The sequence below is a fragment of the Microbacterium pasadenense genome (genome assembly GCF_047246565.1).
Lineage (GTDB): Bacteria > Actinomycetota > Actinomycetes > Actinomycetales > Microbacteriaceae > Microbacterium.
In genome coordinates this window covers 319837-341156 of sequence record NZ_JBFOKN010000003.1, presented here as the reverse complement: position 1 = coordinate 341156, position 21320 = coordinate 319837, and the positions used below count along the sequence as shown (strand labels likewise).

Here is a 21320-nt window from a genome sequence, read left to right as displayed (position 1 = left end):
GTTGCACTCGGCGGATCAGCCCGTTCGGCGGTAGTGCCGCACGCGCTCGTCGCGCGTGAGGAGGAACTCGTCGTCCTCGGGATAGAACACGGCCCGGTCGGGGTCGTCTCCGGCGAACGCGACGATCGCGTCCCGGTTCTCCCATCGCGAGACGGTGGTCACCTCGGTGCGGCCGTCGCCGAGGTCGCGGGTGAGGAGCCAGCAGTCGAGGTTGCCGGGCGTGGCCCGATAGGCGGTCATCCCGGTGCGCTCGACGTAGGCGACGTATCGGTCTCGGTCGGCGGTGCGCACGACGCCGGTCCACATCCGCACGATCTGCTCATCGGTCATGGCCGGAAGGATGCCACGGCCCTCGGACACGCCGCTCACTCGTAGGTGTCGATCCACGAGGCGATGTCGACGCCGTGGTTGTCGGGAGAGGCGAGCGACCACCAGGCGGGGGCGCTCGAGTCGTCGACGAGGCGGCCGCCCGCGGCGAGCGCGGCGTCGACGCGCGCCTGGGCCTGGTCGGCGGGCACGAAGACGTCGAAATGGGTGCGGCCGCGACCGGGGGTGTCACCGGTGAGGGCGTTGAAGGCCAGTTGCGGTCCGCGGCGGAGCGGGTCGACGGCGTCGCCGTCGTCGACCGGTTCGTAGCCGAGGGCAGCGAGGAAGAACGGGCGCGCGTCGACGGCGGAGTGCTGGGCGATGTAGATGTCGACCGCCTGCACGCGGGACGGATCCGCGCGGAGCTCCAGTTCGGCGGCAGCGAGGGAGACGGCGGCGGCGAAGTCCGGCGTGGCCGCAGGGATGTCGGTCGCCGGGCTGCTCGGGATGCGCACGATGATCGCCTCGGGTCGGAGGTCGATGTCGGGCAGGACGTCGAACTGGTCCGCCGCCTCGAGGATCGCGGGGACGAGTTCGGCGGCCGCCGGGAGGGACGAGGCGACGAACACCGCCTCGGTCCCGGTCGCCGTGACGCGCCAGTCCGCGACGCCGGGCGCGCGGTGGAACTGTGCCGCCGTGAGCCGGGGCGCCTCGCTCGCTGATCCGCTCATGACGATCCTCCTCGGGGGTGCGCTGCCGCGCCGCTGCGGCATCCTGGGACGAACGGTACGCGCGCGCCGGGGAGCGCGCGAGGGCGATGGCGGCGAATCCGCCGGATCCGCACCTCCGCGCCTGCCCCGGATCAGGACGACGCGGGTTGTCGGACCGGCCAGGCGGTGACCTGCGTCACCGCGCGGGCCACGGAACGGATGCCGCGGGCCAGTCCGACCGACGGAGCTCGCCGAGCGCGTCGCGCTGGCTCTGCACGGCCTCGAGCGAGTCGGTGCGGAACGCCGTCGCGATGACGACGTCGCGCCAGTACTCGTCCCAGCCGCGGTAGGTCTCGAAGGCCTTGGCCGCGATGGGCTCGAGGAGCGCCCAGGTCTCGTCGGCGGTCAGATATCCGGCGACGTAGGCGTAGCGGATGCCGCCGACCGCACGTTCGATGTCGGCGGCGAGCAGCAGCCGGGCGGGTTCGGTGTCGCCGGCGCGTGCCAGGTCGTGGATGTCGAAGACCGGGAGGCCGGTGAGCGCGGCGATGCGCGACATCATGTGCTCGGCGCTGTCGCTCTGCGCGACCTGCGCGAAACGAGCCGAGTTCGGCCCGAGGGTGAGCGTGTCGGCGACCATCATCTCGGCATCCGACCGCGACACGATCTTGAACTGGTCATCGAGCGCCGCGCGGAGCTGGCGGAGCGACGACATCGGCAGCGCGAACCAGGGCCGGCCCTCCTCGCCGTCGCGGTGCGTCGCACGCACGTCCTGCGGCAGTTCGGCGAACGTGGGCGTGAAGGCGAGGGACGAGTTCCAGCCGCGGGCCGCGAAGTCGCTCGCCGCGTCGAGGGCGAGAATCTGCTGCTGGTGCGGCGTGAGCGCCGTGAGCCCGGCGCGGGCGAGGTACTGCCGCTGCGCACGTGCAGGCGCGCCCGCGTCGACGACCGCCAGGATGATCGAGGCGACCAGCAGGCCGAGGCACATGCCGATGAAGAAGGCGAAGAGGTTCAGCCCGAACTCGGTGACGTCCCACACGAGCGAGAGGGCGAAGGCGGCGATGCCGAACGGCGCCGCGATGAGCGTGACCGGGAGCGCCCGGCGCCGCATCTCCGCCGGATCGGCCCGGCGCCGCGCCTCGAGCAGCCGGGCGTACTTCCGCCGCATCCGCACCGGGAACTCGACGTCACCGGGATGATTCTGCAGCGCGGAGGCGGATTCGGTCACCGCACCATCCTGGCATCCGGCGGAGAACCGCGGTCGCCGGCGTCGCTCCCGCCCCGGCGTCGCGTCCGTCACGTCCGGATCCGACCCGGGCGGCCGGGCCGCGCACTAGCGTTGACCGCGCCAGGGCGATCTTTCACGAAGGAGCATGCGATGCCGGACACGCGCGCGGGAACGGTCAGTCTCGATCTCACCGGGAAGACCGCGGTGGTCACCGGATCGACGCAGGGCATCGGGCTCGCGATCGCCCGGCGTCTCGGCGAGGCGGGCGCCGACGTGGTCGTCAACGGCCGCAACGAGGAGCGGGTCGCCGACACCGCGGCCTCGCTCGAGGCGGACGTCGCCGCCTCGGTCCGCGGGATCGCCGCGGACGTGACGACGGCGGACGGCGCCCAGGCTCTCATCGCCGGCGCCGGACGGGTGGACATCCTCGTCAACAATCTGGGCATCTTCGGATCGACGCCCGCGCTCGAGATCGACGACGACGAGTGGCGTCGCTTCTTCGACACCAACGTCATCTCGGCGGCGCGCCTCACCCGGCTCGTCCTCCCCGGCATGATCGAGCGCGGCTGGGGCCGGGTGCTCAACATCGCGAGCGACTCCGCCATCGTCATCCCGGAGGAGATGATCCACTACGGGGCGTCGAAGAGCGCGCTGCTGGCGATGTCGCGGGGGTACGCGAAGGCGGCATCCGGCTCGGGCGTCACCGTGAACTCGGTGATCGCGGGGCCGACGCACACCGAGGGCGTCGAGGACTTCGTGTACGAGCTCGTCGACCGGTCGCTCGGGTGGGAGGAGGCGCAGCGCGAGTTCATGCGGACCGCCCGGCCGCAGTCGCTGATCGGGCGCCTCATCGAACCGGTCGAGATCGCGAACATGGTCGCGTACCTCGCCTCGCCGCTGGCGTCGGCGACCACGGGCGGTGCGGTGCGCGTGGACGGCGGCTACGTCGACAGCATCCTGCCCTGACCGCGATGTCGTCCTGGCGGAGCAGCAGCTCGGTCTCCGTGCCCGGACGGTGTCCGGGTGCGGGCTCGCGGCGATCGCGCGAGCCCGCACGCCCGGTCAGCTGCCGAGTTCGGCGAGCTCCGCGTACTCCGCATCGGTGAGTTCGATGGTCGCGCCCTGGAGGTTGTCCTCGAGGTGGGCGACGCTCGACGTGCCGGGGATGGGGAGCATGACCGGCGAGCGCTTGAGCAGCCAGGCGAGGGCGACCTGCGCCGGCGTGGACTGCTTGCGCTCGGCGATCTCGGTCAGCGGCGAGTCCGTGCCGGTGAGTCCGCCGGTGGCGAGCGGGAACCACGGGATGAAGCCGATCCCCTGCTCTTCCGACCAGTCGAGCAGCGCCTCGGAGTCGCGGTGCTGGAGGTTGTAGAGGTTCTGGACGGACACGATCGTGGCGATCTGCTGGGCGGCCTTCACCTCGTCGATCGAGACCTCGGAGAGTCCGATGTGGCGGATCTTGCCCTCGTCCTGCAGCTTCTTCAGCTCGCCGACCTGGTCTTCGAGGGGCACCTTCGGGTCGATGCGGTGCAGCTGGAAGAGGTCGATGCGCTCGAGTCCGAGGCGGCGGAGGCTCATCTCGGCTTCCTGGCGCAGGTACTCGGGGCGGCCCACGGGCGGCCATTCGTTGGGGCCGGTGCGGGTGAGGCCCGCCTTCGTGGCGATGACGACGTCGTCGCCGTAGGGGTGCAGCGCCTCCTTGAGGAGCTCTTCGGCGACGTAGGGGCCGTAGGAGTCCGCGGTGTCGAAGAAGGTGACGCCGAGTTCGACCGCGCGCTTGAGCACCCGGATCGCCTCGTCGTGGTCCTGGGGCGGTCCCCACACGCCGGGGCCGGTGAGCTGCATGGTGCCGTAGCCGAGGCGGTTGACCTCGAGGTCGCCGCCGATGCGGAACGTGCCGGACGAAACTGCGGGCTGCGTGGTTGAGCTGTCAGTCATGAGGGGGTCCAGCGCATCGTGACCCCGGATAATTCCCCTTGATGCGCGTGACCGTGCACCCAACCCGAATGACGGGGGCCTCGACCACGGCCGGGAGACACGTGCCCGAGATCACGCCGGCGACAGGGGCGCTCCGGTGCGCCGCCATTCCTCGCCGAAGTGCTCGCGTCGCTATTCGGGCCGTGGTCCTTCCACATCGGTCGCCGGATCTCGCGCGTCCACGTCGACAGCACGCGGCAGGATCGCGCGGCAACGGCGCGGCGTCACTGAGCGGACGCCAGTCAACCGGCCGGTGCGCTCCCCCACGCGGCTGCGTCCACTGGCCGCCGATCGTCAAGGCCGCGATCGCTTCGGCGATCGTCTCGAGCGCGGCGACGACAGTATGGCCGGCGATGACGTCCCGAGCGGAGCGGGAGGAGCACGATCAGAACGGCGGTGCTTCTCCCGCGGGATCGATCGTGCCGACGGATGCGGGGCTGAGGGCAGGTGCGAAGCCGACGGCCGGGGTGGGTGCGTCTTCGCGGTAGATCCTGCCGACGGGTGAGGTCCATTCGAGGACTCCACCCTTCAGTTGTCGAACCCTCCAGGCGGTGAACTGCTTCATGGAGTGGTGTCGCTGGCACAGGCAGCCCAGGTTGCCGGTTTCGGTCTTGCCGCCTTTGGCTGCGTCGTACGTGTGATCGATCTCGCAGCGGATCGCGGCCATCCGGCATCCGGGAAACCGGCAGTGCTGGTCTCGCGCCTGCAGGTACCGCCGCATCGGCATCGGCACGCGGTAGCTGTCGACGGCGAGGACCGTTCCCCTCACCGGGTCGCTCACGAGCCGCTCCCACGTCGGAGTGCCACCGGCGAGCTGACGCGCGGTCTCGGCGTCGATGGGCGAACGGCCGACGAGGTCGCACGGCTCCTCCGCCCCCGCGATCGAAAGCGCCGGGATCACGACCTGCACCCGCGCCCGGATCGCCCCCAGCGGACCTGCGGTGGTGTCGCGGGTGTCGTCCAGCGCCGGCGTCCCGGCGAGCAGCAGGTCGGTGAAGACGTCGGCACGGACCTGGTCGGTGGTGCGCGCATCGGTCGAGATGGCCTCGCGACGGTCGTCGGCCCGGGTCTCGCCGCCGTTCGCCGCGTCCTCCGCTGCGGCCGTTGCCGCGTCGGCCCGCTCGCCGCGTGTGTCGATGATCGCCCGAGCCTGCCGTGTGAGGCGGTCGTGAATGCCCTCGGCGATCACTGTGGGGAGCGTCGCGGTGAGGTCGGACATCCCGTCCCGTCCGGGGATCAGGCGCACGCACCGCTGGGCGGCAGCCGCCTCATGCCGTTCGGTGAAGGAACGCGGGTGCATCTGCTGGGCGAGGATCTCGAGGCCGGCGCGCACGCGGTTCGGGGTGTCCTTGCGGCAGCGGGCGATCGCTTCGGATTCGAACGCGGCACGGACGTCGGCGGGGACGACCGACCCGGCATCCACGATCACCATCACGTGCGAACGGGTGATCTCGCCGCGCTCCCATGCGGCGAGGACGCCCGGGTAGTCGTCGACGATGATTCGGGCCTCGCCGATCCGACGCTGCACGGTGCGGTCGGAGACTTTCATCGCGCCGCCGAGTTCCGCCGAGATCGCGCGGACGGCCATCTCGTGCGCCTGCACCCGGGCGGATGCGCCGGCGGCCTGCTGCTCGGCGAGTCGGCCGGCGCAGGCGAGCAGGCGGAGCTGGACAATCTGAACCAGGGCCAGTCGCCGCTCGACGCCCGCGACCTCGTAGACGAGGTCCGCAAGCGCGGTCCCGTCCGGGTCTGCCCCGGGAAGCTCGGCGGTGCTGGTCATACCTCGATTCTGGTGAGGGCCTCCGACATTCAGAGGCCCGATTGCCGCCCTCGAGGTGCCCGGGAAGATGAGAATCACTTCATCTTGTTGCGCCCTGAACTGGCTGCCAACATACGCCCCCGCCTCACCCCGCGACCACGACCGTCTTCCCGATCGCGTGCCCGGTGTCGAGGTGCGCGAGCGCCGCGCGTGCGTCGCTCAACGGGAACGTCCGCTCGATGTGGGGAACGAGCGAGCCGGATGCTGCGAGGTCACGGAGCCGGGCCGTGATCGCGGGTGTCGCCGTCGCCGCGAGCGGTCGGATCCGCCGCGAGGCGCCGATCGACATGACCGCAGCACGCGCGATCGGACCGATCGGGCCGGTGACCCGGTTTCCGCCGCCGCTCACGAGGACGACGATCCCGCCCGCCACCACGAGCCGGCGGAGCGCTCGCAGCGGATGCGAGCCGGCGATGACGATGACGGCGTCGAACCTCCCGGTGCCCAGGTCGGCGATGTCGGTGCGCCGGTAGTCGTGCACCGCGACCGCGCCCATGTCCCTCAGCAGTGGCAGCGCCCGCTCCCCCGTCAGAGCGGTCACTTCGAGGCCGCGCAGGACGGCGAGCTGCACCGTCAACGTGCCGACACCGCCGCCCGCGCCGACGACGAGGACTCGACCGGCGGCATCCGATCCGCCCAGCCCCGCCTTGTCGAGTGCCTGCCAGGCGGTGCCGCCGGCCATCGGCAGGGCGGCAGCGGTGATGGCCTCGAGATTCGGAGGCCGGCGCACCAGCTTGGCTGCCGCCGCGACCGCGTACGGCCCGAGGCCGCCGCCGGTGATCTCGCCGAACACCTCGTCGCCCACGCGCAGACCGCTCACGGCGGTGCCTGCAGCGACGACGGTGCCGGCGACGTCGCGCCCCTGGACCGTTACGCGCGGGCGTCGCAGGCCGAAGGCGGCACGGATGAGCAACGGATCTCCGCGAAGCACGCGCACATCCGCCGAGTTGAGGCCGACGGCCCGGATCCTCACCAGCACGTCGCCCGGGCCGGGAACGGGCACGGGCACGTCCTCAAGTGCGACGTCATCGGGTCCGCCGTACCGGTGCTGGGTCCACGCCGGCATGGTGGCGGGGATCGCCGTGGCATCCGTGCTCATGACTGGTCTCCTTCGGGATAGTGGAAGACGTCGTCCAAGCCGACGCCGAAGACGCGGGCGATCTGGAAGGCGAGTTCGAGGGTCGGCGAGTACTTGCCCTGCTCGATCGCGATGAGGGTCTGGCGGGTCACCCCGATCCGCCGAGCGAGTTCGGCCTGGGTGAGCCCCGCGCCCTCGCGGAGGGGCCGGATCACGTTGACGACACGCGTCGGCTTGACCATCAGGCCAGCCCTCGGCGGTAGGCGATGACCTGTGCGATGCCGCCGACGAAGGCCGACAGGGCGAAGCCGGCGAACATCGTGTGCGCGATCCAGAACCAGTCCGCTTCGACCGCACAGAGGGCGAGGACGCCGAGGCCCGCGATGACCATGAACGTCTGGCCGACGCGGGAGCCCATCTGGGAGATGTCGCGGTCGCGGACGTCGGTCACGCCGACGCCGTCGGGATCGCGGGAGCCGGCGATGATCCCCCACACGATGCTGATGAGGATCGAGCCGAGGATGCTGCCGACGATCGTCCAAAACATGATCGGCCACCACTGCACGTCGACGAGCTGCCCGCCGCCGGCCGCGTGCGCGATCAGGGCGACGTACAGCGTCGTGGCGACCAGTGTGGCGATGAGCATCGACCACGTGTTCCGCTCGTGATAGACCATGGTCTGCTCCTCGGGATGACAAGAATGTTTGACATTCCGAGTGTGCTCGTCGCGATGGTCAATGTCAAGAATTCTTGACCTCGAGATCGGCGGTGGATCCGGACGCCTTCGGAGAGGCCTAGATCGGCGTCGCCAGCTCCCCGTAACCCATCGCGATGAGGAACGACAGCGCAGCGAGAACGGTCGCGACGGGGACCATGACGAATCGCTCGGGCTTGCTGCGCGAGACGGCGTTCATCAGGATGCCGAGCGCGAAGTACGCAAAGATCACCCACATGGCCACGTGGGCCACGTGGGCCACGATCTCCGGGATCGCATCGATCACGCCGACGCGACTCCAGGCCACGACGGCGATGAGGGTGTAGATGACGATTGACACCGCGCTGCCGACACGGAGCCTGGTCGGCAGAACGCGATGCGCGCCACCCCAGGCGAACTGACCGATCGGCGCGCCGAAGGCGAGCGCGATCTGGAAGACGGCGAGCAACGCGAGAACGATGGTGAGGGCGAGCGCGAAGGGCACGATGCTCAAGCTAGCGGTTGACCGTCAGGACATCGCGCCGGGGCTGGAGGTCGGTCCACTCGTGTGTGAAACGACGGGGGAAACGGACCTGAGTCCACTGGAGGGACTCGAACACGTCTTGAGCATATTGCATAGCGACGTCCAACGGCAACTTCCGCGGAATTACGCGGGCGTTTGGAGATCAGACGACATCGCGCGACTTCCGAAAATAGCTAGCAGCGAATGGAATGCGGCCAAATTGCGGGCAAGAATCGCCGCCTGTGGAGCGGGTATACGGTCCACATGCCGAGCGGATACGGTCAAGTTCATTTTGAGCACTCTGTGGAAGCGCCCCGTCTTGGGCAGTCTGATAAGAACAGTGGTCATTATCTAGCAACATGCCCAAACGATTCTCGGCGTCGCGTCGGCGGGATCGCGGACCAGACGGCGTCCCCACTGCGTCTCTCATCGGCCGATCGAAGGCCCTCCGGGCTGAGCCGGCCCCTGGTGTGGCGCCGCAGGGTCAAGGACCCCGCCCGTTGCCGCCGATGGGTCGTAAACGGATGCCAGCAAGTCTGCCGCGTTGGAAATCGCGGCATCAACGAGTTCACCGATGTGGCGCGCAGCATCCTCCGGGTTCTCGTGCTCCCAGTACTCCGCGACTGTGAATCCTTCGGATTCCCACGCCTGCGCGGAAATCAGATCCATTGCCTGTGCCGAAGCGATTCGCGCAGCCCACCATTTGCTGACGGACTTGGTGTCTCTCTTGTGCATGGGACAACCGTGGAGGAAGCAGCCCTTTACGAGCACTACTGTCTTGACGCTTTCGATGACGATCTCGTGCTCGTCTCGGCCGCCAGGGACGTCTAGTCTCCGAAACTCGTGTATCACGTCCAGCCCTGCGAGGGCCGCTCGCACGGCTTCCTTGGCGCGTTGATCCTGATTGGCGGCCGCACGAGCGCGTTCCTGGGCTGCGCGTCGCGCGCCTGGATTCGCCTGCGCACGCGATCGCTTGATGATGGGAGCGGGGCGGTAGTGCGTCGTTGCTGTGTGGTCGAGATGCGTGGCGAGGCGGTACGCCAGAACGTGCGCAAGAAGGGGCGGAACCGCGTTTCCGATCTGTCGACAGCGCGACTGCAGCGAGCCGACAAAGCGGTACGTGTCCGGGAATGTCTGTAGCCGCGCACCCTCTCGAACGGAAAGGGTTCGGTTCTCGACGGGATGCGTCACGCATCCTGTTGTCACGTTGTTGAACTGAGTCGTCACGGTGTACGAAGGAAGGGCCCAGTCCAGTCTGCCCAACAGGTTGGTGCTGTCGGTGCGTCGCATCCCGCGATAGCGGTCGGGAAGCTTGTGGGGCGGGATGTCGCGCCATGTTCCGCCGGCGGGGATCTCCGCGATGAGTTCGAGCGTCTCGGCGCCGAGTGCCTGTACATCGTGGTCGCGTACGACGCGGCTGCCTCGCCTGATGTAACGGGCGAACGGCGAGGTGCTGCGAGTGGCCGCGGCGTAACTCGCCGTTCTTCCTTCCGGTACCACCCCAGGGAGTCCGGATAGAGCGTCGGCGACCGTGACGTGCTCCAGGAGGCCGCGCTCGCGCCGACGCGTCTCCCACAGCTCGAGCGTGTCGCGCCGCCAGCCTCCCAAATGGGTCGGTTCGGGAAATTCGAACGCTTCACCGTCACGAATCCCGACGATGAACAGCCGTCGCCGCCGCTGCGGAACTCCCCAGTCGGCAGCGAGCAGGATGTCTTTAGTGACGTTGTACCCGATGCTGCGGAAGCGTTTGAGAATCTTGTCGCCGAACGCTCCGTCGCGCCACAGCACCATGCCGGGCACGTTCTCCATTAGGAAAGCGCGAGGTCGCACATGTTCGACGATCCCGAACATGTGCTCCCAGAGGTCGTTGCGCTCGTCGTCTTCGGAGACCCATCCGGACTTCCGCCCGGCGGTGCTAAACGACTGACAACTCGGTCCGCCGAGGACGACATCGATCGGGCCGTCCACGATCTCGGTGATCCGAGCCGGGTCAAAGTCGACGATCGAAGCGTGCTCCACGTGGGTCTCCGGGTGGTTCGCTCGGTAGGTCGCGACGGAATCGGCATCGAAGTCGAGCGCGAACGGTACCTCATACCCAGCGTCGCGGAACCCTTGGCTCAAGCCCCCCGCTCCGCAGAAGAGGTCGATCGCGCGGAAGGGTCGGTCGGGGGAGTTGGGCATGGGATAACCGTACGAGAGGCATCCGACTCTCGTCGAGTCCCCTCGCCGAGGAGGACTCGATCGTTACAACCAGTGTCCCGGACGCCAGGGACGCTTTCGATGAGCGCCAGTCTCGGAACCCTGCGATCGCCCACACCGATTGCAGCGCTTGCTCCCATCTTTCGCCGTGGTAGCCGTCGGCACCGATCGATAGGCTCACAGCCCAACCGGCCTCCGCCCACGAAATGCACCCCCGCGCGTAGGCGAGCAGCCGTCGCCGGGTGTCGAGGTTACCGGGAGTCTCGGTGCCCTTTGCATCTGCGATCGCGACACGCGGGGTTCGCGGATCGAAGCGGGCGACGTCAGGCTGCATGGATGCGCGCAGTCGAAGTTTGGACGTGAGCCCGGCGAGGACGAGGATCGTGTCGAGCTCGCGACGCCGATCCTCGTGATCATCGCCGGGCATGAGACCCCCTAAGTGTCACTACCAGTTCATTGAGCATCATCTGCCTGGTGAAGAGCACGGGCTCGGGATCGCGGAGAAGCTCCGCCTGCTGCGACGCCTTGGTCTTGAGGCGTTCAAATTCCCGGGCCTCGAGGGTGTCCGCGGCGAGCAAGGTCACATACTCCACGTCGCGCGTCTGGCCCCGCCGATGTGTGCGGTCGAGCGACTGGAGGTAGTGGGCGGCTTGGTTTGACATCGACTCGTAGACGCTTACCGCGGCGGTGTGCAGGGTGATTCCCGCGCCAGCGGCGGCCGGATTGCCGATGAACACCCGGGTTGCGGCGTCCTGCTGGAAGGAACGAACCGCCTCACGGCGCGCCGAGACGTCGTTGACCGAGCCGTCGACTCGTGCCACGCCGTATTCGGCGTAACGCCGTTCGAGAAGGTCGAGAGTGGCGCGGTAGAACGACCACACTACGACCTTCTCGCCCGCGGCGATCCAGCCGGCAAGAAGTGTGTCGAGCGCCGTGATCTTGGCGGGCGTGCCCGTGAACGCGGAGTCGACGCCGGCCGGGTCCGAACATGTGCGCAGGAGGCTGGCGCGGCGAGCGAGGAAGTGTGTGTAGCGGGCCGCGAACTCGGCGTCGCTCGCGATCGAGAGTTCATCGATGAGTTCCCCGGCGACCATGTCGTAGATCGCCCGCTGGCTCGGCTCGAGTTCGATGTTCAGCTCGGTGAACGTGCGGCTTGGCAAGTCCGGGAGAACAACTCCCTTCAGATTACGGGTGAAGACCACGCTGCGGTCTAGTACTTGGGCGATCGCCGCGCGCCGGGCGGACGGTTCGTCGGGCAGTCTCGCGTCCGAGAACGCACGCCCGTAGTCAACGAAGTTCACCTGCGCCACGATGTCGTCCGGGCGGTTGGGTGCGGGGGTTCCGCACAGCACGAACGCGCGTACGCACCACTCTCGTAGCGCTGCGACCGCCGCGGTGCGCTGCGCCTGCGGATTCTTGACGTTGAACGACTCATCGACTGCAACGACGGTCCGCTTGCGCTCACACATGAGGCGCAGATCGTCCGCGCTCGACAGGACCGTCTCGTAGTTGCAGACGAAGACGTCTGCGCCGGACCCGAGCTTGCGCGACTTCGCCCGCCGCGGACCTTCGAGCGTCTCCACCTTGTACAAGCCGTCGGTGAACTTTGCGATCTCGTTCGCCCATTCGCCAACCATCGACTTCGGAGCAACCACGAGCAGGACGTCGGCGCTGTTGTGCTCAACGAGCAGGTCGAAGGCGGCGATGAGCGACACGGTCTTCCCAGTGCCCTGCTCATCGAAGAGGCAAGCGCCCAGCGACCCGGGGACGGTCATGAGGGCGACGTTGCGAACCTGGTGGTCGTCCAGCACGTCGGCGAGGCGTGAGTCCTGCACGAGCGGCCGCAGCTCATCGACGGCGAGCGCCTTCAGACGATGCGACTGTTCGACGTCGTCGGGATTCGGCGCGGCCCGATTGCGGACGAACCGGCGCGCGCCTGCGCTCCAATCCAGCTCGAACGCCGGCGTCGCATCGAGCAGCGCGGTCGCCTCGCGGGTGTCGAGCGCCACCGATCCCGACACGACGCGCACCGATCGGTCTGCGCCGAGTTCTCTCCGCACAGCCTGGGCGAGATCCATAAGGTCGGTGCCGGACTGCGGACGCAGTTCGACTCCTCTGCCGGAGCGGCCCACGACGGCCGTCGCTCGCATCGTCAGTCCCCCTGCACCGGGAGATGGACATCGCCACGACGGGAGAGCTCGCCGTTTATCGCACCGAGTGCTCCCAGGAGCGCGCGCCGCACCTCGACCAGCACCTCGGTGCCGAGCACCTCCCAAGAACCAGCGGGCGTTTCACCGAGACGCTTGGACATCTGCTTCGAAAACTCCTCGAGAGTCACACCCTTCTTCGCGCGAGCCCGCTGCCGCGCATCGTTGATCGCGTCCTTGACGAGTTCCTGCGCCTCGTCGCGGCGGTTCTCGCGCATCTGGTGCGCGTCGATGAGCTGACGGTACGCCTCCGGGTCGGCCGCAACGAGGTGCATCGCGCGGACCTGAGCGCCGCTGTCGAAGGTCGCGTCGTACATGAGGTCGTACAGAAGCGAGCGGATCTCGGGGTCGGCTTCGAACTGGTCCGTAACCTTGCTTCCGGCCTTCCCTGCCTGGATCTCGTAGAACCACTGGAAGATCGAGTCGGTCCGGTACGTAACCTCGGCGCGGTCCTTGCCGGCCTCGATCTGGTAATCCATGAAGTCGTCCGCCCACTTCACCATCTCCACATAGCGGGTGACTTCCGCCCGTCCAATGGCGTAGTGCTTGGCGACCTCGTCCTTCATCTTGTTGAGGGCGGCCGCGCTGAGCACCGCTTTCGGGCTCTGCTCCCGAAGGGTCTGGAACCGTTCGACCACCATCCGCGCCTTCACATACTCGGGCCACGGCTCCTTCAGATCGACTTCGAAGTTCAGCGCGACAACGACTGCCTCGAGCTGGTCTTCGGTGACTTCGCCTGTCTGCCAGACCTTGATCCAACGCGCGCGATCTTTCTCCTCGTCGGAGTAATGGTCGCTCATCAGCACGAGCCGCGATGCGGCGATGCGGCGGTTGCCGTCGTACGGCACGCCGTCGGCGGTGATGATCGGCGGCTTCTCCACGCCCTTGCGGGCGATGCTGCTCGCGAGGGGGCGAAGGCGGAACGGGTCGCGTTCGCCGTCCCCAAGGCTGATATCACCTGTCAGGATCTTGAGCAGCTCGTCGGGACCCGGCGCACGGCCGAACTTCGACTCGAATTCGTCAACGTAGAGCTGAGCGCGAGCGTTCCCTTCCCACGGATCGAGGAGACTGACGTCGACGTAGCCTTCGCGCATCTCGACGGTCTTGCCGTTGAAGACCGGCGTTGGCTTGACGTCGCGGACGCTGAGGCCGTTGTAGGCCTGCAGCTGCACTCGTCCCTGCGGCAGGTCTTCGTGGCCCGTGCCGACAGAGTCGGCGGGCGGGCGCGGAACCGACTCCAGAATCGCGCGAACTTCGGCGCGAACTCTTTCGACATCGACGTCGACGTCGCCGATCGCCTGCGTCGCCAGGACGAGGAGACGAGTATAGAGGCGCTCGGCGGTCGCCTCATCGAGGGGTTCGTGCGCGGCGGCAGCCAGCTCCTTGTCGAGGTCGACGCCGAGGTCCGAAGCGACCGCGGCCGCGCGATCGATGTACGCGAGGGCCAGTTCCAGCGGAACGTCGGGGTGCGAGGTGTTCATTCGGGTTCTCCATCCGTAGAGGTGTGAATCTGATCGAGGTCGTGCGCGAAATGAGCGGTCACTTCGTCCCGCAGCCGACGTAGCGCGCGGCTCTTCCACTGGCGCGCGTTGACGGGCGTGACCGGCTGCATGAGTACTGACTCCAGCTCCGTCGCCAGCTCTTCCGAGGTCGGCTCGTCGTACTCGATCGAGAACGCGGCATCGAGGGCGATGTCGACCGTGACGCGCAAATTCGTATTCCAGTCGCGGGTCAGGCTCTTGAACCAGTCCAGGAGATTCTGTGCGTCCACGTCCGAGTGCATAGGTAGGCGGTCATCGAACTCGTCGTCGCGGGGATGCTCGAGTTCGTCGAATTCGCTGTGCCGATTCGACGCCATCAGCAGACGTTTTAGCTTGTTGTCCGCGGCCCGGAAGAAGTAGCCGGCGACATCATCGATGTCGTGCGCCGCCGAGCGTTCGAGCACGCTCACTGCAGCAGAACTCACGGCGTCTTCGACCATCACGAGCGGTGCTCCGTGCCGACGGGCGAGCATGCGCACCATGCCGTCAATACGACGGTCGCGCACCATGTCCGCGATTTCACGGCCCACTCGCGATTTCGAACCTGCCATCTTGCTCCCTTCTGCCGCCTAGACACACGAGCAGCAGTGTTTGTGACAGTCCGCACGAAATTCCTTGCCGGACTCGGCGGGTTGCGCGTCTTCGGTGCGTTCGGCCGGCGCCACAACCGCTTGTACGGCGGCCGCGACCGAGTCGGGTTGCTCGTGGCTCCAGAATCGAGCCGTAGTCCATCCGTGCTCGCGCAGAAGCTCGTCCGTTTGAGCATCGCGCTCGATATTGCGGGCGATCTTGGGCTCCCAGTACTCGGCGTTGGTCCTGGACGCGACGAAGTGGATTGGACAGCCGTGCCAGAAGCAACCGTCGATGAAGACCGCGACCCGCTGACGAGTGAAAACGATGTCCGCGCGACGATTGATCGTCGGAACCGGCCGGTAGTCGACTCGGTACCGAAGCCCCGCGGCATGCAGACGACGTCGGACGGCGAGCTCGGGCTCAGTGTCTCGCGAGCGGTTCCCCTTCATCGGCTTGCGAACGATTCGCTCGATGCCCACGATGCAATCATGGGTAACAGGCTATTGATGCATTGTCGTCGCGCCCGTTGCGCCCCTAGCAAAAGACCGGTGTAGCTCCGGCTAGATGATCGGCGCGTGGGGGTGCGATCCGGATCCCGCTCGAGTCAAGAGACCTTCCAGCGCCGACTGAGGCTGTTGACGCTGTCCCACGATGCCCCGGGCCGGTACTAGATCAGAACAGGCGAAGAGATGGCGCGGAGGAACCGATGCCCCATCGGACCCCGCCCGGATAGCCGGCCCGACCGCTTGTCCGTTGCACCGGCGAATCCAACGCCTCTACATCCCGACCCCACGACCTACCACCGGCGACGCCCCAACAACCGGCCCGGTCGCAATCACCGCCAAGTCCCGTGCCCGCGCCGCGCGCCGCATCTCCGCCTGGGCCGCGCGTACAGCATCCCGCGTCGTCAACTCCGGAGTGCCGCGCTGCATCGACTCGGAGAGGCACTCGCGGGCCGAGGCATCTGTCCGCGCCACGACGATTGCGACGTTGCTCAGCCGCCCGCGCGTGAGGCCGACGTAAAGTCCAGCAGCGTCGACATCCGGCCCGACCACCGACGCGTCGGCAGTGTCGCCCTGCACGCCGTGCACGGTGCACGCGTAGGCGAGCTGCAGGTGCTCGCGCGCGTACTCGGCGGACACGCGCGCCACCTCGCCGCTGTCGCTCACGGAGACAAGAGTCAGGTACTCATCACGGATGCCGCGCACAATCCACTGCGCGCGATTCTCGACTCCCGTTAGCCGGTCGTTGCGGCGGGTCTGGACGGTGTCGCCGACGAGGATCTGCTGCTGCCCGATCCCCCAGGCGGCGACGCGGACGTCGAGCTCGCCCTGTTCGACTCGCCGCTGTTGGATGGCGTCGTTGATCGCATCCGCCTCAGCATTCGTGCCAGATACCAGCGTCACTCGCTTGCCGCGTGCGTGCCCGTCGAAGTACGCGTCGATCATCCGCTCACGCGCCGCGTCGTGATGTTCGACCGGTCGACGTGACCGCGTTCGGCAAGCTCGCCGGCAACCACCCGCGCGCGCCCGCGATCACCCGCATCCCGAAGCCGCAGTGTGAGCGCCGCGTAGTCGGGATCGCGGAACCGGTGCACCGTGTCGAGCTCGATCGCAGCATTCGCGTGCCGGATCGCAGAACCCATAGCGCCCGCATGTCCGACCGGCAACGCCTGACGCGTATCACCCACGAACGCCAACCCGACACCCTGCTCGATCGCGAGCTCGACGAGGACGTTCGCCGTTTGCAGGTCGACCATGCCGTGTCGCGCTGACTCAGGCTCGAGGGTGAACCGCTGTCACTGAGGTGGGCGAGGCCCGACCAATCAGTTTGTTATTGGTCGGTGAAATCTGAAGACCTTACAGCAGGGATGACGTAGGAAAACACGACCTGGGGCTCGCCAGTGGGGCCGGTGTCGCGGACGTAGACCTCCTCGACGAACACCACCGCCCAGTGCTCATTCCGGTTGCGCAGGAGGATCGCGTCACCAACGTGCGCGGTTCGCACTCGCGAGGATGCGTCGTAGCTCCCTGCGTCTCCGATCTCCTCCGGCCTACTCACATGGGGCGCCAGCGCGATCGACGCGATATCGGAGGGGTCTGACGTGACATGGATCGCCCCGTATCCCGCCGTATGGAAGCTGATGGTGAACGATCGATCTGCGGCTCCGATGACGTAGCGACCGTCGTTGTTGTCATAGTTGAAGACGACCCTCTCGGAGAAAGCCGGTTGCACGTAACGTGCCGGATCTTCCCGGACTGTTTGCCGAGCGTCGTCATGTTTAATCGCGAGGAACGGGTTGCGACCAAGAGGCGGCCTGGGCGTCGGCTCCACTCCGTGGAGGTCCTGAAGCAACTCGAAATACGCGCTCTCCACATAGGGGTTGTCGCGAAAGTCAACGAATCTGGCGGCGCCGAGAAACCGCGGGATCCTCCCGGCGGGGTTGTCTCGCAAGATCGGAACGACCCGGTTTCCACGGAGATCGGCCATGAGGCTGGGCGTTACCATCTTGCGCTCATAACCGACCCCACCCTCGGCGGAGTCGGCCTTCTTCACGTACGTCTCAGTGGCCACCGCGATGATCCGATACGAAGTATCGGCGGCGCGCTCCATGAAGAGGCTCAGGTCACTTCCGAGGTCGGTATCCCAGCGATCGAGGACGACGTCGACTCCGTTCACGCGCAAACGGGTGGCAAGTTGCAGCACCCAGTTGATGTGCTCCTCGCTATCCCACGAGTAGGACATGAACACGCGAGGCTCCGCTGCATCTGCGGCACTGCTGGACAACTCCACAGTGTGATCGTCGCACAACGCAGTCTTCGCCGTGACCGGTATACCCGAGCCGGTCGGTGGAATGCTCAAAGGGCGGTCTAGGCACGCGCTGCTGCCGCTCAAGCGGTAACCGGAGTAGTCATCGCGCGGGAACACCCATACTGGCCATTTGCCTTCCGGGTGCGGCTCGGCGATACGACCCGCCGCGACTCTACCAACCTGAAATAATCGCTCTGCGTGTCGAATTGTGCTCGCCGGCGGGACGCCGGCCGAGGGTGGAAGATTCCGCTCCGGGAACCTCCCCGGGTTACGTGAGTGCTTCGATCGTGTCGGCCCAGCGCGAATCGATCGCCTGCTTCGTGGCGAGGAACCCGGGGAACCTGGCGTGAGGCTTGAGCTGGCTGGTACTCGCGTACTTGAACTCCCAGTCGCCGGTCACGGAGAACATGCACGCCGCAACCACATCGAAGGCGTCGAAGCTGTATAGACGTCCGGTCGGGTCATCTCTACTGTTGCGCGTCCGCTGGGTCTCGACCTGCACCGTGCCGTCGGCAAGCACCGTCGGGCTCACGTTCTTGCACTCCACGACGAAGGTCCTGCCGGACGCTAGTCGCACGTCGAAGTCAGCTCCACGATCGTCGGTCCGCCGGTCCACTGAGGAGACAGCTGGATCCAACTTGAGGAGTTGCTCGAGATGGGCTTCGGCGACCCCGCCCTTGACCGCAGTTGTGAGCATTCTCCGTTCTGCAATCAGGTCGAGGATCCTCGGAGCTGAAAGCCCGAACTGTTTCTCCAGCGGGTGGATACCGCCGGCCATCTTTCTAGCCGCTGACGACTGTCGAAACTCTGCCGCGAGGTTCACGCGGAGCGCAGCGTCTAGTCCCAGATCGGTGGCCCGCCGTTCAAAGCGAGCAAAGTCCAACAAGCGGTTTGGCGTGAATGCCACCCGGGATTCGAATCCTTCAGGCGTACGCGCGGCGTGGCGGTGTCCGCCCCGAGTATCTACTTCCCATACGTGCCATCCGTCGGCGCCCATCTGATCGAAGTCTCGCTCGTAGGCGTAGAACGAGACGCCCAGCGGCATCGGATTCCACAAGGTCGGGTCGAGTCCGACGAGCTTGTCCTCGTCCGCGTTGATCCCCAGGAACAGAGTCGTATCGACTCCCGCCACATCGAACGCAACGGGATGAATCTCCGACTTCCAGGTGCTGTCGGCGCCGAACTTGACCTGCGCATGGTGCTCGTCGGTGGGCCTGCCTCTCGTAACTTCCCTGGTCAGTCGGATGGGGTAAATGAGCAGGCCGAGGCTCTCGCCACGGTCGGTTTGCACTCCGAAGTAGAACGGAGCCCGCTTATGATCGCTCGCCCAGACGACTCGGCCGCCACTCTCCGTGATCGCGCGTCTCAGCAGAGCATGCATGTCCCCGCGACCGCTCGCTCGATAGACGCGGGCATAGACCCTGCCAGCCAGGTCGTCCGTCAACAAACCGTTCAATCGCGCTCCTCGGGGCAGTCATGATGGAGCGGCTCATCCTCCCCAGGCCGCATCTACTCGAAGTCTCCACAGATAAGGCACCGCTACGGCGCATGTCGGGTGTCTGGGTCACACTCTGTCTCGACGATACTTGGATGACGTGTTCATCCGTCCTTTCGGACGGTGCACGTCGTGTTGGAATGAGGTGGCAAGTGGCTGAGCAGCTCCCCGTCGTGAGTTTGTTCTCCGGAGCGGGCGGACTCGACCTCGCTGTCGAACGCGTTGACGGGGAGCCGCTCGCGGGCGATGACCCTGGAAGTGGTCTTCTTCGGATCAGTGTTGCAACGGACTACAACGAGTCCGCGCTTCAGACTCTCAAGGAAAACTTCCGGGACACCTCGACTCTGACCGGGGATATCCGCAACGTCTCGACTGAGCAGATTCTTGCTAGTGCGGGCCTTAGATCGAGCGAGCCGGTGCTCCTAGTAGGAGGTCCGCCATGCACGCCGTTCAGCAAGTCAGGCTTCTGGCTTGAGCAGAAGCGCGAGAGTCGCGATCCCAACGCGTCTCTCCTCGACGAGTATGTGCGCGTGGTACGGGAAGCGCGACCCGAGGCATTCATCCTTGAGAACGTTCAGGGTCTGACCTACAAGACACACAAGGCTCAGTTCGAGCGGCTCCTCAGGGCACTCGGCGAGCTGGGCTACAACCCGCAATGGAAAGTTCTGCTAGCCGCGGACTATGGAGTTCCTCAGCTGCGACGACGTGTCTTCGTGGTCGGCCGCCGAGACGGCGAGAAGTTCGAATTCCCCGAACCAACGCATTCCGGATGGAGCGAACACTCTCGCGCGTTTGATAAGAGCAAGCTTCCGCATGTCACTGCTGGCCAAGCATTCGAGGGTTTACCCCGCCTCGCACGAGCAGCGGCCGATGAAGTAGTCGACGGAAGCTACGGAGAACTCGCCGCAGAGGTTCCCCCCGGTCAGAACTACCTTTGGCACACCGATCGGTACGGAGGCCGCAATCAATTCGAGTGGCGTAGCCGTTACTGGACGTTCCTCCTCCGACTGGACCCCAACCGTCCCTCAACGACCCTGCAGGCTCAGCCGGGCCCCTGGGTAGGGCCGTTTCACTGGGAGAACGTGCTCACCACAGCGGGCGTCGAGCGTGCGCGCCGTCTTAGAGTCAACGAGATGCTCCGTCTCATGTCGTTCCCTGACGATTTCAAGATTTCGGGGGCGCGCGCGGACGTGCAACGTCAACTCGGCAACGCGGTGCCCCTCGAACTCGGCAAAGCTGTAGTGCGGGCACTGATGACTCAGCTCGGATACATTGACGTGGTACAGCGGCGAATGGTCGAAGCGGGCTAACGGACGCCGGTCTGGCAAGTTCTTCAAGCAGCCAACTCCGTCGAGAAGATCGCGGACGAGTTCGTAAAGCGAGTTCGTTTTCTGGCGGGAGCGCGCGTCACAAATGAGCGACGTTTCTCTTGCACGTTGTCGCCGGGTCAGCTTCGGCAGGTCAAACCTCTCTAGTCTCCATACGGTTGTGGTGCTCGACGACGAACGCCCTATCGATTCGAACGGCCTCCGACTGGCTGGGTATCCAAACCCTGCGGATCTCACTGCAAGAGCACGGCGGTCGGACCTGGCAGGATGACCTCATGGTGCCTCAAGGACCGCTCGGCGCCAGACGATCGGCGCGGTTCTTCGCCTCCCTGGCTCCCCGGGCTGGTTCGCGAATGCGGTCCGGCGTGCGCAGGCCGTCGACCCGTCGATCCCGCGGCTGACTCCGCACGACCTCCGTCACACGGCCGCGTCGCTCGCGATCAGCTCGGGTGCGAATGTGAAGGCGGTGCAGCGGACGTTTGGGCATGCGTCCGCGGCCATGACGCTTGACCCATACGCCGATCTCTTCGACGACGATCTGGATGCCGTCGCGACGAGGCTCAACGACGCGATGCCGCTGGCCGCACTTCCGGCCGGTCCGCAGACCCGCTACGCCCGACCTCAGCGGCCGTAGAGAGCAGATTGCTCGGTTTTTCGATCGGACGCTGCGCTCAGAAATGTCCGATTTCGGCGTTCTGAGGCTTCCGGCGAAGCCCTTTGAAGGGCATCGAATCTGCGTCGGGATCGCCCTCCGAGTTTTCAGAATGCGGGCAAAAAGCGGGCAAGAACGGATTCTCGGCGATTTTCCGTCAAAGGAATACCTGGTCAGAG

Annotated in this window: 20 protein-coding genes and 1 pseudogene; 3 read left to right on the top strand and 18 right to left on the bottom strand. The window is 66.6% G+C overall.

Annotated features, from left to right (window positions below):
* Window positions 1–15: 15 nt before the first annotated feature.
* The 3 genes from AB3M83_RS12185 to AB3M83_RS12175 all read right to left on the bottom strand — a co-directional run bounded on the left by AB3M83_RS12185 (window position 16) and on the right by AB3M83_RS12175 (window position 2244).
* Window positions 16–330, bottom strand: a complete 315-nt coding sequence (locus AB3M83_RS12185; RefSeq protein ID WP_412948479.1) for a hypothetical protein — start codon at window positions 328–330, stop codon at window positions 16–18.
* Window positions 331–365: 35 nt separating this feature from the next.
* Window positions 366–1037 carry a VOC family protein gene (locus AB3M83_RS12180; protein ID WP_412948476.1) on the bottom strand — a complete coding sequence of 224 codons (672 nt, stop codon included), beginning with the start codon at window positions 1035–1037 and terminating at the stop codon, window positions 366–368.
* A 175-nt stretch (window positions 1038–1212) separates the two neighbouring features.
* Complete coding sequence (locus tag AB3M83_RS12175) at window positions 1213–2244, bottom strand: DUF1266 domain-containing protein (RefSeq protein WP_412948474.1); 1032 nt, start codon at window positions 2242–2244, stop codon at window positions 1213–1215.
* Window positions 2245–2394: 150 nt separating this feature from the next.
* Between AB3M83_RS12175 and AB3M83_RS12170 the strand changes: the two genes are divergently transcribed.
* A complete protein-coding gene (locus AB3M83_RS12170; RefSeq protein ID WP_412948472.1) occupies window positions 2395–3210 on the top strand; it encodes an SDR family NAD(P)-dependent oxidoreductase in 816 nt (271 codons plus the stop codon).
* Between the two features lie 96 nt (window positions 3211–3306).
* Here the strand turns inward: AB3M83_RS12170 and AB3M83_RS12165 are convergent, their stop codons facing one another.
* The 15 genes from AB3M83_RS12165 to AB3M83_RS12095 all read right to left on the bottom strand — a co-directional run bounded on the left by AB3M83_RS12165 (window position 3307) and on the right by AB3M83_RS12095 (window position 19110).
* Window positions 3307–4182 carry an aldo/keto reductase gene (locus AB3M83_RS12165; protein ID WP_412948470.1) on the bottom strand — a complete coding sequence of 292 codons (876 nt, stop codon included), beginning with the start codon at window positions 4180–4182 and terminating at the stop codon, window positions 3307–3309.
* Window positions 4183–4606: 424 nt separating this feature from the next.
* Window positions 4607–6001, bottom strand: coding sequence for an HNH endonuclease signature motif containing protein (locus tag AB3M83_RS12160; protein WP_412948467.1), 1395 nt, complete (start codon window positions 5999–6001; stop codon window positions 4607–4609).
* A gap of 124 nt (window positions 6002–6125) precedes the next feature.
* Window positions 6126–7139, bottom strand: coding sequence for an NAD(P)-dependent alcohol dehydrogenase (locus tag AB3M83_RS12155; RefSeq protein WP_412948464.1), 1014 nt, complete (start codon window positions 7137–7139; stop codon window positions 6126–6128).
* Window positions 7136–7360 carry a helix-turn-helix transcriptional regulator gene (locus AB3M83_RS12150; RefSeq protein WP_412948462.1) on the bottom strand — a complete coding sequence of 75 codons (225 nt, stop codon included), beginning with the start codon at window positions 7358–7360 and terminating at the stop codon, window positions 7136–7138. The genes AB3M83_RS12155 and AB3M83_RS12150 overlap by 4 nt, the downstream gene beginning before the upstream one ends.
* Window positions 7360–7794 carry a hypothetical protein gene (locus AB3M83_RS12145; protein WP_412948460.1) on the bottom strand — a complete coding sequence of 145 codons (435 nt, stop codon included), beginning with the start codon at window positions 7792–7794 and terminating at the stop codon, window positions 7360–7362. Before AB3M83_RS12145 ends, AB3M83_RS12150 begins: the two co-directional genes overlap by 1 nt.
* A 118-nt stretch (window positions 7795–7912) precedes the next feature.
* Window positions 7913–8317, bottom strand: coding sequence for a hypothetical protein (locus tag AB3M83_RS12140; RefSeq protein ID WP_412948521.1), 405 nt, complete (start codon window positions 8315–8317; stop codon window positions 7913–7915).
* Between the two features lie 444 nt (window positions 8318–8761).
* The gene (gene dcm, locus AB3M83_RS12135) at window positions 8762–10516 is read right to left on the bottom strand and encodes a DNA (cytosine-5-)-methyltransferase (RefSeq protein WP_412948458.1); all 1755 of its coding nucleotides are present in this window, start codon (window positions 10514–10516) and stop codon (window positions 8762–8764) included.
* 431 nt (window positions 10517–10947) lie between these two features.
* Window positions 10948–12684, bottom strand: a complete 1737-nt coding sequence (locus AB3M83_RS12130; RefSeq protein WP_412948456.1) for a DEAD/DEAH box helicase — start codon at window positions 12682–12684, stop codon at window positions 10948–10950.
* A 2-nt stretch (window positions 12685–12686) separates the two neighbouring features.
* Window positions 12687–14222: a hypothetical protein gene (locus tag AB3M83_RS12125; protein WP_412948454.1), complete on the bottom strand. Its 1536-nt coding sequence runs from the start codon at window positions 14220–14222 to the stop codon at window positions 12687–12689.
* Window positions 14219–14833, bottom strand: a complete 615-nt coding sequence (locus tag AB3M83_RS12120) for a sigma-70 RNA polymerase sigma factor region 4 domain-containing protein (protein WP_412948451.1) — start codon at window positions 14831–14833, stop codon at window positions 14219–14221. The genes AB3M83_RS12125 and AB3M83_RS12120 overlap by 4 nt, the downstream gene beginning before the upstream one ends.
* 18 nt (window positions 14834–14851) lie before the next feature.
* Window positions 14852–15334 carry a very short patch repair endonuclease gene (locus tag AB3M83_RS12115; RefSeq protein WP_412948449.1) on the bottom strand — a complete coding sequence of 161 codons (483 nt, stop codon included), beginning with the start codon at window positions 15332–15334 and terminating at the stop codon, window positions 14852–14854.
* Between the two features lie 297 nt (window positions 15335–15631).
* On the bottom strand, window positions 15632–16303 hold the full coding sequence (locus AB3M83_RS12110; RefSeq protein ID WP_412948447.1) for a hypothetical protein: 672 nt from the start codon (window positions 16301–16303) through the stop codon (window positions 15632–15634).
* Window positions 16300–16614: an AAA family ATPase gene (locus AB3M83_RS12105; protein WP_412948445.1), complete on the bottom strand. Its 315-nt coding sequence runs from the start codon at window positions 16612–16614 to the stop codon at window positions 16300–16302. Before AB3M83_RS12105 ends, AB3M83_RS12110 begins: the two co-directional genes overlap by 4 nt.
* A gap of 74 nt (window positions 16615–16688) precedes the next feature.
* Window positions 16689–17600 carry a toll/interleukin-1 receptor domain-containing protein gene (locus AB3M83_RS12100; protein ID WP_412948443.1) on the bottom strand — a complete coding sequence of 304 codons (912 nt, stop codon included), beginning with the start codon at window positions 17598–17600 and terminating at the stop codon, window positions 16689–16691.
* 334 nt (window positions 17601–17934) lie between these two features.
* Window positions 17935–19110, bottom strand: a complete 1176-nt coding sequence (locus AB3M83_RS12095) for a hypothetical protein (RefSeq protein ID WP_412948440.1) — start codon at window positions 19108–19110, stop codon at window positions 17935–17937.
* Between the two features lie 203 nt (window positions 19111–19313).
* Between AB3M83_RS12095 and AB3M83_RS12090 the strand changes: the two genes are divergently transcribed.
* Entirely contained in the window at window positions 19314–20471 is a 1158-nt protein-coding gene (locus AB3M83_RS12090) for a DNA cytosine methyltransferase (protein ID WP_412948437.1), read from the top strand.
* A gap of 358 nt (window positions 20472–20829) precedes the next feature.
* A pseudogene (locus AB3M83_RS12085) lies at window positions 20830–21123 on the top strand (tyrosine-type recombinase/integrase); the annotation flags it as partial.
* Between the last annotated feature and the right edge of the window lie 197 nt (window positions 21124–21320).

What these genes read in the sequence shown, in the direction of transcription:
- AB3M83_RS12185 (WP_412948479.1), bottom strand. Translation starts at nt 330, where the DNA reads ATGACCGATGAGCAGATCGTGCGGATGTGGACCGGCGTCGTGCGCACC.
- AB3M83_RS12180 (WP_412948476.1), bottom strand. Translation starts at nt 1,037, where the DNA reads ATGAGCGGATCAGCGAGCGAGGCGCCCCGGCTCACGGCGGCACAGTTC.
- AB3M83_RS12170 (WP_412948472.1), top strand. Translation starts at nt 2,395, where the DNA reads ATGCCGGACACGCGCGCGGGAACGGTCAGTCTCGATCTCACCGGGAAG.
- AB3M83_RS12165 (WP_412948470.1), bottom strand. Translation starts at nt 4,182, where the DNA reads ATGACTGACAGCTCAACCACGCAGCCCGCAGTTTCGTCCGGCACGTTC.
- AB3M83_RS12160 (WP_412948467.1), bottom strand. Translation starts at nt 6,001, where the DNA reads ATGACCAGCACCGCCGAGCTTCCCGGGGCAGACCCGGACGGGACCGCG.
- AB3M83_RS12155 (WP_412948464.1), bottom strand. Translation starts at nt 7,139, where the DNA reads ATGAGCACGGATGCCACGGCGATCCCCGCCACCATGCCGGCGTGGACC.
- AB3M83_RS12150 (WP_412948462.1), bottom strand. Translation starts at nt 7,360, where the DNA reads ATGGTCAAGCCGACGCGTGTCGTCAACGTGATCCGGCCCCTCCGCGAG.
- AB3M83_RS12145 (WP_412948460.1), bottom strand. Translation starts at nt 7,794, where the DNA reads ATGGTCTATCACGAGCGGAACACGTGGTCGATGCTCATCGCCACACTG.
- dcm (WP_412948458.1), bottom strand. Translation starts at nt 10,516, where the DNA reads ATGCCCAACTCCCCCGACCGACCCTTCCGCGCGATCGACCTCTTCTGC.
- AB3M83_RS12130 (WP_412948456.1), bottom strand. Translation starts at nt 12,684, where the DNA reads ATGCGAGCGACGGCCGTCGTGGGCCGCTCCGGCAGAGGAGTCGAACTG.
- AB3M83_RS12125 (WP_412948454.1), bottom strand. Translation starts at nt 14,222, where the DNA reads ATGAACACCTCGCACCCCGACGTTCCGCTGGAACTGGCCCTCGCGTAC.
- AB3M83_RS12120 (WP_412948451.1), bottom strand. Translation starts at nt 14,833, where the DNA reads ATGGCAGGTTCGAAATCGCGAGTGGGCCGTGAAATCGCGGACATGGTG.
- AB3M83_RS12110 (WP_412948447.1), bottom strand. Translation starts at nt 16,303, where the DNA reads ATGATCGACGCGTACTTCGACGGGCACGCACGCGGCAAGCGAGTGACG.
- AB3M83_RS12105 (WP_412948445.1), bottom strand. Translation starts at nt 16,614, where the DNA reads ATGGTCGACCTGCAAACGGCGAACGTCCTCGTCGAGCTCGCGATCGAG.
- AB3M83_RS12100 (WP_412948443.1), bottom strand. Translation starts at nt 17,600, where the DNA reads ATGTCCTACTCGTGGGATAGCGAGGAGCACATCAACTGGGTGCTGCAA.